Here is a 16,077-nt window from a genome sequence, read left to right on the forward strand (position 1 = left end):
CTCATCACCATCTATCATTGAATTTTTTCACCCAGCAGTTGGGAAAGATGATCTAATTCCTCAATGGACAGCTCATCGTATGTGAAATCTGTTGGGCTTTGCTCGACTGACTCTTTCGATAAGCAGTGCGTAATGATTTCTACGATCTTTTCTCGGTAGGCATCCACGAGGCGCTGAATGGTTCCTTCTTCAAACTCTTCACGATGATACGTAAAAGTAAGTGTCAGCTTGCGATTCACCACCATTCCATTCACATCAAGCGCAAAGGATCGAATGGCGGTTGGGCTGATTTCTCGGCCCGGTGAAAGGGAGGAAGTCGTCATGCTTCCCGATTCTAGGTCTGTATCGAACTGACCCAAGTAGTTAAAACTGATCTCAGGCTTTACTTGGAACGTTAGCGGAACATCGGCTTGTCTTGCAGACAGATACTGTAAAATGCTGTATCCAATACCTTTGTTCGGCACACGTCGCAGGTTGTCTTTCACCATTTTGATCTGGTAGCCAAGCGATTCCGATCGGCTCATATCCAGTACGAATGGATACTGGGCAGTAAACCATCCGACGGTGCGTGAAATATCGATGCCCTTCACGATCTCTTCTCTGCCATGTCCCTCCAGATTGACGAGCACATGATCTATCCCCGCCCACACTTTTACTGTCAAGCCCAACGCCGTAAGCAATAAATCATTCACTTCCGTGTTATAAGCCTGGTGGCTCTGCTTCAGCAGCTTTTCTGTGTAAGCTTCTTCCAGCTCGATGGTGACATCTGTTGTATCTTGCATAAGCGGTGCTTCAATCGTTTCTGCCTTTGCCAGAGGAGAGAATGGCATTTCCTCGACCTGCTTCCAATATTCGATTTCCTGTTGAATCTCGCTTCCCCGCGCATATTTTTGCACTTCTTCTGACCACGTTTGATAGGAATCGGTTTTCATAGGCAAAGCAGGCTCTTCTTTCTGCAGCAAGGAGGCATACACTGTATGGAAATCTTCTAAAAGAATCCGCCATGAGACACCATCGACAACGAGATGATGAATCACGATTAACAAGTGATCTCCTGCCTCTGTTCGGAAAAGGCCGAGATTTACCAACGCAGTATCCGTCAGATCGATCCCTTCCTGTATGAGCTGCGCAGCTTGCTCCATCTCCACTACGTTTTGAGCCGAGAACTCCCTGATCAGAATGGGTACCAAGCACTCGTCAAGTTCCCGATGTTCCTGCACAATGTCTGACTCGTTCAATTGGAATTTCATTCGCAAAGCATCATGATGCTCAATCAGCCTCATAAATGCTTGTTGAACCAGTTCTGAATCAAAGCCAGCTTCACTGAACAACATGACAGATTGATTGTAATGATGCGGGTTCTGATGGTTTTGTTCAAAGAAGTTCATCTGGATCGGTGTCAATGCTACTGCTCCCATTACAGGCCCTTGATCAATTTGTCTGGTCAGCGTCTGAAGATATCTTGCTGCACTGCGAATACGTGGGTTTTGGAACAAGTCTTTCAATCGAAGCTCATACCCATGATTCCTCAATCTCGCTATCATCTGAAGAGCTTTAATAGAGTCTCCCCCAATCTCAAAGAAATTGTGGGTCACACTTACTTGCGCAAGCCCCAGCACATCCTTCCAGATGGAGACCATGATCTGTTCCTGTTCATCGGACGGCTCGACGATGTGTTCCTCCACCAAGAGGGAGCGATCAGGAAGAGGGAGCTTTTTCCGATCCACTTTTCCAACAGCGGTAATCGGCATAGCGTCTAGTCGAACGAAGAAAGACGGGATCATGTAATCGGGCAAATCTTTAGCGAGCAGGTCTCTCCACTCGTCAGCCGCAAGCTCATGCTCTGTCACAATATACGCGCATAAATACTTGGTTCCATTTTCTTCTTCTCTGGCGATAACGATTGCTTCTTTTACCTGTTCTAGCGAAAGCAGCTTGCTTTCAATTTCCCCTGGCTCGATTCGATATCCCCTGATTTTAATCTGGAAATCCCTTCTGCCCAGGAAATGGATATTTCCATCAGGTAAATAGACAGCCAAATCCCCTGTCTTATACATTTTTTCATAGCCTGGTTCCGCGTATGGATTATCGACAAAGCTCTGTCTCGTTAGCTCCTCGTTATGCAGATAACCTAGTCCAAGCGGCATGCCTGAGATGTAGATTTCTCCAGGGACACCTATCGGCACTCGTTTTCCGTACGCATCGAGTAGAAGGATTTTCGTGTTGAATATCGGTTTTCCAATCGGGATGCGATCTTCCTCTCCCGTAATTTGATAGGCAATGCATCCGATACTTGCTTCTGTCGGGCCATACAAATTCGTCGGTGATACATACTGGAATATTTTCAGGAATTTGGAAACTGTGGACGGAACGATTTCCTCGCCGCCGATAATGATCTTTTTAAGCGATTGTAATTTGCCCTGCAGTTCGAGATTTTCAGCTAACTGATTTACGATCACATTAAAGACAGATGGGACGAAATCAGTTAAGGTAATTTGTTCGTCTTCTATGATTCCAGCCATGTAATCAGCCGAGACAGTCATCCCTGTAGTAGGCAAGACCGTTTTTCCGCCATTGGTCAGCGGCCAGAAGAATTGCCAAATAGCACTGTCATATACATGGTTGGTAGTCTGAAGGACAGATTGCGCTGCGTCTTGTCCAAAGTAATCATCCATCCAGTTAAAGCGGTTGACAATCCCTCTATGCGGTACGACGACTCCTTTTGGTTTGCCTGTTGAGCCAGAAGTAAAAATGACATAGATGGGGTCTTCCGGCGATACGGACAGATTAGGATTTTCGGCTTCCGTTGTCAGGTGCCCCAGATCAATCGCAACCAATTTCGCTCCCAAATCCGTTTCCGTAAAAGTATGGTCAGATTCTACGAATACGAACTCGCTACCCAGCTCGGCAATAACAGACTGGAGTCGATCGACAGGCCACTGAATGTCCAGTGGTGAAAACGCTGCTCCCGTCTTCATTACACCCAATAACGAAATGACCAATTCCAGACTTCTTTCCATAAGGACAGGTACATACTTGCCTTTTCCTATACCGCGTTTCAGCAGATCAGAAGCGACTGCATTGGCTTTCTCGTTCAATTGCTGGTAAGTGATTGTTGAGCCTTGATAGGAAACGGCAATTCGATTTGGATAAAGTCTGGCTGACTCCTCGATGGAAACATGGATCGGTTGTACCACAGGATACTCTCGCTTCGTATCATTGCTGAGCTTCTCCAATAACTGCACTTCTTCCGTAGGCATGAGGTCAATCTCGCCAACAAGAATTTCCATGTTAACAGCTACCTGCCGCAGTACGTTGGTAAAATGGTTGATAAAACGCTCCATCGTTTCAGGCTTAAATAGGCTGGTGCTATATTCGCACTCCACAAAAAAGCTTTCATTTCTCGTCTCGACATTCATGACGATGTCTAACTTGGATATTTTCGTTTGGAATGGATAAAGGCTGACCTCTACCCTGTTCCAGTCAAAGGCCGTATCTGCCACATTGTCATAGGAGAACATGGTGTCAAACAACGGATTTCTGCTTGGGTCACGTCGAACTTGAAGCTTTTCTACCAAGTCTTCCAATGGATAATCCTGATGTTCAAACGCCAGTAGTGACTTCTCACTTAGCTCTTGGACAAACTCGCGGAACGTTTTGGTGCCTGCTGGATAATTTCGCAGTGCAAGCGTATTTACAAACATCCCCACTACATTTTGAACATCGGTGTGGGTACGTCCTGCGACTGGAGTTCCTACAACAATGTCCTCTTGCCCGGTATATTTGGACAGCAAAACGTTGTACGCGGCCAATAGAATGGAAAAGACCGTTACGTTTGCTTCCTTCGCCAAGTCGTGCAATCTACGGGATACATCCGCCTCAATCTCGCTTTCGACCGTACCCCCTTCAAAACTTTGAAACTGCGGTCGCTGATAGTCCGTAGGCAGATTCATGACAGGTAGTTCCCCGCTGTATTCATCTATCCAGAACTTCTCCTGCCTATGCGACTGGCCCGTCGTCTTGATCTGTTTCAACCAAGCCGAATAATCCTTGTACTGAATGGTAAGTGGTTCTGGATTTCGTCCGTTATACAGTTGATTCAACTCATCAATCACAATGCTCACCGATGTTCCATCTGCTATGATGTGGTGCATGTCGATCAGGAGCAAATGCTTGTCCTCAACCAGTTTGACCAGCTTGACTCGCAATAATGGTGCCTGGCTCAGATCGAATGGTTGAATGAACGTCCGTATGAGATTTTCTATACGCTCAGGACTGTCCTCTGCGTGAGCCTGATCGATGGCAAAACGGACAGAGTCATGGACAAATTGTTTAGGCTCACCATTTACGTAGTCGAAGGACGTACGGAACGCTTCATGCCTTTGGATGAGAGACTGGAATGCGTTTTCCAATGCCGCAGAATCCAGCTGCCCGGAAAGAACCAGAGCGCCTGCCATGTTATAGGCCACACTCTCTTCATCGAGTGATTGAACCGTAAAAATCCTTTTTTGCGAAGGAGAGAGCTCATAATTCTCTTGCTTTCCAACTGCTTGAATCAAAGGCTTTTCGGCCTGTGTCGATTCAGAAATGACGTGGGCAAAACTTCTGACGGTAGGATTTTGGAAAACAGCTCGCAGCGGAATTTCTACCTGCCACTCCTTGTTCACTTTGGCAAGAAGAATGGCGGCATGCAGCGAATGTCCACCGATTTCAAAGAATCGATCCAGAGCGCCGACTCGCTCGATCCCCAAGACCTCTTGCCATATTCCTGCAAGTTTTCTTTCATTTTCCGTCGCAGGCTCTACATATTCCTCAGAAACCAGCTTAGAAAGATCGGGTTCAGGCAATGCATTACGATCGATTTTGCCGTTTGGCGTCACAGGCAACTCTGCCAATTGGATGATAAAGGTTGGCACCATGAACTCAGGCAGGGAATCGGCTAAAAAGCCCTTGATTTCGGATGTACTTACTTCCTCATCCGTCGTGTAATAAGCGCACAATACAACGGATTCATCTCCCCTTGTCTTCGGGAGCACAATGGCATTGCGAACCTTTTCATGCCGTAACAGTTGATTTTCGACTTCGCCCAGCTCCACACGGAATCCACGAATCTTCAATTGGTAGTCCGAACGACCAACAAACTCCATATTTCCATCTGCCAGCCAGCGCACAATATCGCCGGTCTTATACATGGTCTCGCCAGGACGGAAAGGGTTTTGGATGAAGCGCTCGCGGGTTAATTCCTCTCGGTTCAGATAACCACGCGCAACACCTGCTCCTCCGATATATAGTTCTCCGTACACGCCCACCGGCTGTGACCGCCATTGGGAATCCAACACATAAAATTCTGTGTTTTGCAGCGGTTTTCCGATCGGAACATTTCCGGTTGTCATTTCGGTATCGCCAGCCATTTCGAAGTAGCTGGAATCAATAGCAGCCTCCGTAACACCATAGCTATTGATGATTTTGATCTGCCCGAAACGCTCGACCAAGCGGACAAACGCTTCACTTTGGCATGTATCCGAACCAAGAATCAGCAGTTTCAGATGAGTGAGCGGCAATCCATTTTGATAAATGTACTCCATAAAAGGAAGAACAAGAGCAGGTGTCGATTCAAACAAAGAAATTTCATACCGGGTCAACCACTGATATAGTGCCGGAAGATCAATTCTTACATCACTTGGACAAATCACCAGATGTCCACCATGCAGCAGGGCTCTGCACAAATCCCCTGCAAACACGTCAAAAGAGAAACTCGCCATCTGCAAGAGATTCACATTCATCTGTTCTAGTTCATACTCATAGCGCCATGTATTGGCTACACTCACCAGATTGCGATGCTCGATCATGACCCCTTTGGGTTTGCCAGTAGTGCCGGACGTATAGATGATATAAGCGAGATCGCTCGGTCCAGAGATGGCGTCGAGATTGGACGAATCCTCCCTGTAACTGGCCTCTACGTCCAGATCGATAATGGCGCCGCTGAAGTCTATTCCGCTCTGTCCATTTTGATTGACCAGCATGACCTTTGCCTGACTATCTTCCAGCATGAACGAAATGCGGTCCTTTGGATACTGAGGATCAATCGGAACATAGGCTCCACCCGCCTTCATGACAGCCAGAACAGCGACGACCATGTTAATCGAGCGTTCTGCCAAAATCGCAACGGAGCTATTTGGTTTTACACCCTGATCACGAAGCGTTCGGGCCAGACGGTTTGCTTTTGCATTGAGATCCTGATATCTGATCTGCTCTTCCCCGTAAGAGACAGCGACTTGCTCTGCATGGCGTATTGCTTCTGCCTCAAACCATTCATAAAACGTTGGATAGAGAGGAGCGGGTATTTGCTTTCTCGCTTGATTAAAGTCGGCAACAACCTGCTTGACGTCCTCGCTGGACAAGTACTCCAAATCAGCTAGGCAACTCTCATTAGACTGCAGAATGGAGTGAAGAATCTTGGCAAAGTGATTAGCCATACGCTCAACCGTATCGCGTTTAAACAGATGAGTGCTGTAATCAAATTGGCAAGTGAGCGTTGTCCCATCGTCATGGACATCAAGACTGAGATCAAAGAGGGACACACCTTTTGGATATTCATACGTCGTGACGTTGAAATCATCTGAGGCCACGTCGTCAAAGGATTCATAATGGTAATCAAACATGGTATCAAATAGAGGATTGCGGCTCAAATCTTTGTTTAATTGAAGAGCATCAACCAGTTTTTCAAACGGGTACTCCTGATTTTCAAAGGCACGTATGGCTTGATTTTTCACTTCTTTCAGGAAATCCGTAAAGGTCTTGCTTCCTGTCGGATAGTTTCGGATGGCCAACGTATTTACAAACATGCCCATCATTCGTTCCAAATCAGGGTGTTGTCTTCCCGCCACAGCAGAACCGACAATCAGCTCCTCCTGCCCTGTGTATCGATAAAGCAGTACATTGTAAGCAGCAAGCAATACCATGTACAAGGTCGTATCAGTTTCCCTAGCCAATTGGAGTAACTGCTTCCTGACTTCCTCACCGATCCCCATCGTCAAGCGGTCACCTTCAAAGGATTGAACCGGCGGTCTTTGGTAATCAATGGGTAGCTTCAATACCGGAAGTTCTCCTTGGCTAAATTGCTCAAGCCAGTAATCCTTTTGAGCCAAGAGCTGTTCGGACTGCTCCCTCTCTTGCTCCCATGTCACGAAATCTTTATACGTCACGCCGAACTCAGGCAGTGATTCTCCTCTATACGTATGGAGCAGCTCACGGATAAACAGAGATACCGAATAGCCGTCCGAAATAATGTGATGCATGTCCACAGCCACAATGAAGCGTTTGGCTGACACTTGGAAGATTTTCGCCCGAATAAGCGGTGCTTTGCTGAGATCAAATGGCTGGATAAAGGTGCGAATCGCCTCATTTACATCCTCTTCGGCCAATTGTTCGACCTCAATATCCAATGGCAGATCGTCATGTAAAACTTGAACGACTTCATTATCTCTGATCACAAAGTAGGTTCGGAAAGACTCGTGCCTTTGTACAACCTGCTGCAAAGAGTGAATCAGACGATCAAGTTCCAGTTCCCCATCCAATTGTAAGTAGCCGGATAGGTTATAGGCGGTTCCCCCATCCAGACCTTGGAGGATGTACATTCTTTTCTGTGCGGAAGAAGACTTATAGTATGGCTGCAACTCGCATGAGCGAATGGGTGTAAAAGCTTGATGCTTGGACGAGTCTACATATTTGGCTAATTCACGTATCGTCTGCGATTGAAAAATTTGATGCAAAGGAATTTGCACGTGGCATTCCTTGTAGATTCTGCTGAGCATGACAGTCGCTTGTAAGGAGTTCCCGCCTTGTTCAAAAAAATTATCATCCAAATACATCGGGGAGCTTCCCAAGATTTCTTGCCAAATGACTCTAATGGTCTCTTCGGTCGCCGTTCCAGCTGGCTCTACTTCTCTGCCTATCGTACTTCTTTGCCCTGCAAGTCGATCGGATGAATGGATAATTTGGATTTCTCCATTTCCTAGCGGCACAGCAGTTTTCGTTGTTCGCTGCCAATGAGACGGGTCTGCATGCTCGAATCCCCCATCAGCCATATACACCTGTCCGACCGCACCCACAGGGGCCAATTGCTGATACTGATCCAGGACATAGAGGGAAGCTCGTCCTACTCGATCATCTGGCACATCCTGCAATAATTCTGTCCATTCCGCTGCATATTTGCCCAGGTTGCCACTGGATTCGCGTATCATGCTTTCCAACTCGTTGGGCTGTAAAAGCGATAGTGCATGAATTTTTTCCTGATCGTCTTCTGCAATACGATGCAAAAGATTGGCAAAGTAGGTGCCCCACTGGCGAAGAACCTCCGTGGTTACTATCCCGCTTCGTGCATCCACGTCCACCACAAGCTCTCCGCCCACTTCTGTCACGTTTACAAAAAGATCGTACTTGCTGTAAATGATCCGATTGGGCAACAGCGTAGCCTTCATTTGAGCGAAAGTCAGGTTGTGCAGCGGTCGGTCCATATTGAACAGCACAGAGAGCTCTGGCAAGTTCTGATGCGGCAAATTCTCAGCTAATGCTGCAAAGGAGTAGGCTTGATGCTTTTCCATCTCCGCAACCGCTTGTTTCACTCGGGACAAATAATCCGCAGCCGTATCATTGCCGTCAATCTCCGTGCAAACCGGCAACAGATTGACGCAGTTTCCGATCAAGGACATTTTGCCGATATGGGATTGACCTGCAGTAGGAATCGCAACAACCATTTTTCTATTTCCAAGAATACGATGAAGGAAGAGGTTAAAAGAAGCCAGTAAGGTAATAAACAGACTGTTCTTGTTTTGAATGCTTCTTTTTCTTGCCTTCCTTGTGATGTTACTGTCGATCTTGAAGGTAATACGCTCGCCTGTAAAAGATGGCTTTCCCGTTTCTCGTTGCTCTAAAGGAAAAACGAGCTTGGGGATTGGATCAGCGAATTTTTCGTTCCAGTACGTGAGCGCATCCTGAAACGCTGGATTTTGCATCTGATCTTCTTGCCAGTTTCGGTAAGTAGAAAACGGTGTAGAAGGCTCGAGCGATATTACTCGTCTCTGTGTAAGGGCCGAGTAGATATCATCCAGCTCTTTTATAAAAACAGCCATGGACCACCCATCCGCAATCATGTGATGGAAGGTGTAGGAAGTCAGGAATTTGGCGGTAGCCAGCTTGATGACACTTACCCGATACAGGGGCTCCTCAGAAGACAGTTCAAATGGTGCGCCTGTTTGTTCATCCAACAGCTGATTCCTTTTTTCTTCCTGTTCCTCAGACGAAAGGTGGCTCAAATCCACGAATCGAACACGTATGTCTCTCTTGGGCAGTACCATCTGATACTCTCCGTTGGAATCAATGATGGTTCGCAACGCTTCATGGCGATCCACCATGGCTTGGACAGCCTGCTCAAACACAGGGATATCAAGCTCACCTTCCACCTGAAGGGAGATCGTCTCGTTAAAAGCTGCAGATGCTTCCACGCGATATTTGACTGCAAACCACATTTGTTTCTGTTCAGGGCTAAGAGGAAGCCTCAGTTGTTCCCCCACGCTTTCCACAAGCGTTGCCTCTGGCTTTTGCCCATCCCGTCTCGTAAAGTTTGTCATTTCGACGACTTGATTTTGTTTCCGTCCACCATTCGGAGAAGTTGGGGGTGGCTCCGGCAAAAAACCTCCTCGTCTCAGATCATCAATACTTTCCTTCACCGCATGAATCAGTCTCTCGATATCCTCATCCGTGTGGGCAGTGGAAAGGAAGCAATTTCTGCCCTCCCATATATAAATGCCCTTGCTGATCAGGTGATAGAAGAACAATTCTATATCGGTAAACGATACGAAGCGGAACAAGGAACCGCAATTGATCATCTGGATTGGAATCTGCTCGCTCTTAAAATACGCGTTAAGTGTTTCTACCAAGTTGAGGGTCTTTTGGGTCAACGCTTCCTGAAGCTTCGGCCCCTGTTCTTTCAAATATTCCAGTGTAGCGATCGCTGCATGCATCGTCAGTGGATGCGTACAAAACGTTCCGCCCACAAACGTCTTTTTCTCGGCATTTACCGGGTAAGAATGATCTCCAAAATTCCAGGTGCCCCCATCTACTGCATCCATGAACGCAGCTTTACCAGCTACAACACCGATCGGCATGCCACCACCCGGAACTTTCCCATACGTAACGAGGTCTGCTTCTATTCCATACCACGCCTGTGCGCCACCAAGATGTATGCGGAATCCCGTAATGATTTCGTCAAAAATAAGGGCAGTGCCTGATTGGCTTGTAATCTCTCTGACTTCCTTCAAGAATTCCACTGGCTGCAGATCTGGACGTCGGCTTTGAACAGGCTCAACTAATACTGCGGCCAGTTCATGGGCGTGTTTTTTGATCAGCTCGATTGATTTTGGATGGTTGTAGTTTAAGACCAGGACGTCATCCACCGTATGCTGCGTAATACCCGGTGCCATTGGTATGGCCTTCCCGTCCTGGGACTCAGGATCAGCAACCGTCAGAACCCCGTCAAATGTACCGTGATAGGAGCCGGAGAATAATGCGATTTTCGAACGGCCTGTAACGGCTCTGGCCAAGCGAAGTGCCACCATTACTGCCTCTGTCCCCGAATTGTAAAAGGCGACACGCTCTACTCCTGTTAACTCGCTGATTAAATCTGCTACCCTTCCAGCTACATCCGACATAGGACCAAGTGGAGGCAGATCTGATTGAATCTGCTCCTCCAGCTTTTTCATGATAAATGCGGGATTATGACCGAGCAGGTTTACACCGAAACCCATCGTCAGATCGACATATTCATTTCCATCTAGATCCCACATTTTTGAACCAGCTGATGCTTGTGTAATGATCGGATAGACCATTTCCTTCCAATACGAACGGAATCCAGACACATTGCGATTGTTGGCATGAACAAATCGGTGCTCTTGCGTATACTTCTTGGAGTGCTTTGTCTTTTCCGTATAGCTTTGAATGAATGCGTTTAGATACTCTCTTTGTGTCGGTGTAAAATTGCCTCGTTCACCGATCATCAATGGCTGATACGGTATAAATGGCTTCTGGCGTTCCTCTTCATTCCCCTTGGCGGGTGGTTTACCTTCGAGTTTTTTGCTCTCGGGAGCAACAGGCGCAGATTCAGCTTGTTGCTTTGGTACAAAGCTTTGTTCTTGATTCAATAGCTCCAATTGTTTTTGTAACAGCGTAGCCATTTGGTTTTGGTGTTCAGACAAGAGCGAAATCTGCTTTTCGATAATGGTTTCAACCGCCCCTGTGCTTCTCGAGACTGGCATTTTCATGGTTAGTTCTCTCGGCTCTGACTGTTGAATATTCTGAGCGTCATTCTGTTCCACAACTACGTTTGCTATCGGTTGCTCGATTGCCATCCATTCCATTTGTTTGGCAGAAGCAACAGTGGGGCTACTGGATAGCTCCAGAGCAATGTGCGCTGCTAGCTTATCAACGCTAGTAATAGTTTCAAACAACTCTTGGGCCGGAATAACCACACCAAACTTTTCCTGAATTTCACGATTGATTTGTACGAGCATAATAGAATCCAAGCCTAGCTCCAGAAAATGAAGGGATGGATCAATTTCTTCTACAGCAAAACCTGAAGCATGATGAACCAACTCTTTCAGAACTTTTGCGATTGGCGCAGTTCCTATCTCTGACACAGTAGCACCTCTGTTTCCGCTTATAGTATTCATCTGTTCTGGAATGATGGTGATCACATCATCTGTAATCCAAGAGCGATACTGATCGAAAGGATAAACCGGCAATGGCATTTTTCTTCTCTTTTTGCCATCTCTGTAGAACGCATCCCAGTCAACCGTAGCTCCCTGTACATACAAGTCGCATAATGTCGCTGCATACGAATACTTCATCTCAGTACTCGCCGTGTGGTACTTTTCCTGCACATCCCGAGCGGATTGACTCAACAGATGAACGGTTTCTTCTGGAACGCGCTTTTTACCAGGTGAGAAGACAAAAACATCTCGGTCATTTTCAAGCCGAACCGCCAATCGGTCGAGCTTTTGTTCGAAATCACTGCGACTATGCAAAATGAGCGCAATCCGATAGGGAAGCATTTCTCTTCCGGTATTTGCTGTATAGCACAAATCAGACAGAGAAAGCGGGCCACTAGAAGAAAGAAACTCCCGATATTTTTGAATCAGACGTTGAAGGGCTGACTCGGATTTGGTCGACAAGGTAAACACTTGCACCTCATCTGAAACTGTCATCTCCGTTTCATTAACTGGCACATATTCTTCCAAGATAACGTGGCTATTGGTCCCGCTAAACCCAAACGAACTAACCCCGCATCTCCTCGGATGTCCATCTGTTTCCCATTTTTCCAGTCTGTTTTGCACATAGACTGGCGACTTTTCAAATGCGAAATTCCGATTCGGTTTCTGGAAATGGACGAGGGCCGGCAGTTCTTTGTGCTTTAACTGCAAAGCAGCCTTAATCAAACCAGCAATTCCCGCTGCTTCATATAAATGTCCAATATTCGCTTTGACAGTACCGATTCCACAAAACTGTTTCTTCTCTGTATATTGTCGGAATGCTCTCTGAATTCCATCCAGCTCAACGGGGTCCCCCAGCTTTGTTCCCGTTCCATGTGCCTCTATATAGCTAATCGTTTCAGGGTCGACTTGCGCATCCTCCCAAGCGTCTATGATCAATTCTGCCTGGGCCTGTGAGTTCGGTGCGGTAATCCCGACAGTAACACCGTCTTGATTAACAGCACTTCCCTTAATCACGGCATAGATGTGATCCCCGTCCTCGATGGCTTTTTCCAAAGGTTTTAACAGAACAGTAGCTACTCCTTCACCCCAACCCGTTCCATCAGATAGATCGTCAAACGCCCTTGAACGGTTGTCGGAGGATTCCATTCCAATTCCAGCCTTCAGCGCCAACAGGATGGTTTTGACTCCACCTGATAATGCCATCTCACACTCACCGTTTTGGATAGCCTTGCACGCCATATGAACCGCAACTAAGGAAGAAGAGCAGGCTGTATCCACGGTGACAGCAGGGCCGCGCAAATCAAGCAAGTGTGAAATGCGGCTTGCAATAATGGAAGGAAGGTTGCCTACTGCATAAGAGGGCAAATCCTTGGGACTTACCACTGACAAAAGGCGTTCGTAATCGTATCCCAGCTTGGAGAAGCCGACATACACCCCTACTTTTTTCCCTGAAAGCTTGTGCCCGCCATAGCCTGCATCCTCTAGCGTATTCCAAGCATTTTCAAGGAACAGCCTTTGGTTGGGGTCCATTAGCTTCGCTTCTTTCGGGGTGATCGAGAAGAAAGAATAGTCGAACTTATCGATCTCCTCTAAATAACCACCCTCCACAAGGGCAGGATTGCCCTGTTCACCTCTTACCAGCGATACATATTGTTCTGTGTCCTTTCGTCTCTGTCCATGAAGCTCATGAATGCAATCCTTTCCCCCCCGGATGTTTTGCCAAAATTGATCCAGATCCTGAGCCTGCGGGAACTTACAAGAAATCCCGATAATAGCGATATCCTTTTGTTTCTGTTGGCTCGTATCTGTCTCTTTTATGCGATCAGTCGCTTGATCGTCGTGGAAGAGACTGTGAGAAAGCTTGGAAATCGTCGGATAGGCAAACAAATCTGTTACCGCCAACGTAATCCCCATCTCTTCTTCTATCCGCCCTGCTAACTGGGTCAACTGCATAGAGGACACGCCTACATCAAAATAACTGTCGTTTGGTCCCAATCTGTCTGATTGAAGCACTTCGCGGCAAATAGCAAGCAATTGTTTTTCTAATTCTTCGCGCAATTGAGGGGATTTATCGGTTCTATCCTCTTCTATCTGTTCGGTAATTCGTCGTTGCATTTCCTCGGAAACATCGTGAAATGCTCCAGACTGATACTCCCTAGCTACTCTATATCGTTCGACTTTTCCACTCGTTGTTTTGGGGATGCGCTGAATCGGCAAGACCTCACTTATTCTCCATCCGGTTCGCTCGTTCAAATGCGTTTTCACTTTCTTAGAAAGCGCAATGAACTCGTCTACACTTTTCCGATGAAGGACAAACACAAAAATATCCTCTTCTTTGCTTTTCTCGTTGAATACCCCGCAGGCAACGACCTTCCCAAGCTCGACTCCCTCGACTTCTTCAGCAATCCGCTCAATATCATGCGGATAAACGTTTTGACCATTCACGAAGATGATGTCTTTCGCACGCCCCGTAATGACAAGACGTTCCTTTCGCATAAAACCCAGATCCCCTGTTCTGAGCCATCCGTCAGCCGTCATTACATTTGCGGTGGCAGCAGGGTTGTTGTAGTATCCAGCGGTTACATTCTTCCCTCTAATCTGGATATGGCCAACAGTATCGCTTGGTAGATCTTGATCCTCGTCATCACATATTCTTACCTCGCAAAAATCAATGGGGTAACCCACTTCTACCAGTGTGAGAGCATCTGGATTTGTTTGATCTGTCATCTTGATCGGCTTTCCTACCTGGATAAACCTACGATCCAGAGAAAGCGTTGTAAAATGCAGGTTCTGATCCGGAATCGTTACTCCCACAGAGGCTTCAGCCAATCCGTAGCACGGGAGCATGCTCGTTTTCTTCAATCCATAAGGGCTCATCTGATCTAAAAACTGATGGATCAATTCTGAAGCAATGGGTTCTGCTCCATTTAAAATCGTGCGAAGCGTAGACAAATCCCACTCTTCTGCCACTTCCGGTTTAAACCTGGACAACACATATTTATATCCAAAGTTCGGAGAAGAAGAAATCGTCGCTTTATGCTCGCTTACTTTCTTCAGCCATAGCGTAGGCCGCCTGATAAATAGTGAGGTATGAATAAAATAATGCTGAACTCCTGCATACAACGGGGATAAATGGAACCCGATCATCCCCATGTCATGAGTTAAGGGCATCCAGCTTAGGAATGAGTCAGACTCAATCGTTCCAAGTCTGTTATTAATCGCACGCACATTATGGACAAGGTTTTCATGTGTCAGGGTAACCCCTTTCGGATCTCCTGTAGACCCAGATGAAAATTGAATAAAGGCCACATGATCAGCAGAAGGGTAGTAGATTGTGCCCTTCTCTTCTTTTTTCCCGGTCTCATCAAGCAGGAAGGACTTCGACCTCAATGATTCCAATTCCGTCAGGTAGTTGTGTTTACTAAAGAAATCCTCCAGTCGTTTCCAGACACTGTCCGTCGTAATCAGATAGGGATTGATTAATGTCTGCCAAACCTTTAACAGCTTAAGACGATGCTCTTCGTTATCCCCTACAGAGATAGGAACAGCAATCATTCCACCGAGTAAGCATCCCCAAAAAAGGCAGACAAAAGTTCGGAGATTACTATCCTCAATTTGAAAAACGACCTCATCACCAGGCTTGATTCCGTGTTTTTGGAGGACAAATAAATAACCGAGGGCTTCTTCGTACAATTCTTTATAGGAAACAAACACCTCATTCTGGTCTCCCAAAATGAAGGTAACGCCTTTATGGTCCTCGTTCTTCCACAATTCCAGCGCTTCTACTAATGTCTGAACAAAATGCAAAGCGTTGTTCCTCCCTTGTCCCGTGTTTGATAGTTTCTAGCACTTGCCTGGTGAGCATAACCACTCCAAATGCTCCCTCTTGCTTCCCACGTGTATACAAGAGAAGTGAATTTCCCCAAGCCGTGACTCGTTGTATGAATCGCCTGTCCCCCGCTTTCTTTTCCGGGTAGCAGATAGACTGGTACCCGGAATAAGAAAACAGCTATTCCATTCTGAATATTAGGAACCTTTACCCGGAAACAAAATCCAGCCAATGCAGCGACCAGAAATACGCCACTTACTTTCATTTCCATTTATTGATTTTTCTTGAAGTGTTAAACAGTAAGAAACCATCGCCATAATGAGATGGGTGATTCTTACCTTTTTCCAGGAATGAATGTATCGTTCAAAGTTTTTTTTTAATGGCTGGTTCTTTTGTCTTTTCTGGGAGTGGAATAAGAGCGACAATTAGAGTAACGGTCACATTGCAGCGAGTATGGCAGGGGAAATTGGTCATTGATTT

Annotated in this window: 2 protein-coding genes; both read right to left on the bottom strand. The window is 46.5% G+C overall.

Going from position 1 to position 16,077, the window contains the following annotated elements; all coding sequences use genetic code 11:
- Positions 1-14 precede the first annotated feature (14 nt).
- Positions 15-15,575 carry an amino acid adenylation domain-containing protein gene (locus tag ACFVS2_RS06065; RefSeq protein WP_390232189.1) on the bottom strand — a complete coding sequence of 5,187 codons (15,561 nt, stop codon included), beginning with the start codon at positions 15,573-15,575 and terminating at the stop codon, positions 15-17.
- A complete protein-coding gene (locus tag ACFVS2_RS06070) occupies positions 15,554-15,868 on the bottom strand; it encodes a hypothetical protein (RefSeq protein WP_390232192.1) in 315 nt (104 codons plus the stop codon). Before ACFVS2_RS06070 ends, ACFVS2_RS06065 begins: the two co-directional genes overlap by 22 nt.
- Between the last annotated feature and the right edge of the window lie 209 nt (positions 15,869-16,077).

This window comes from Brevibacillus sp. NPDC058079 (assembly GCF_042885155.1).
GTDB lineage: Bacteria > Bacillota > Bacilli > Brevibacillales > Brevibacillaceae > Brevibacillus.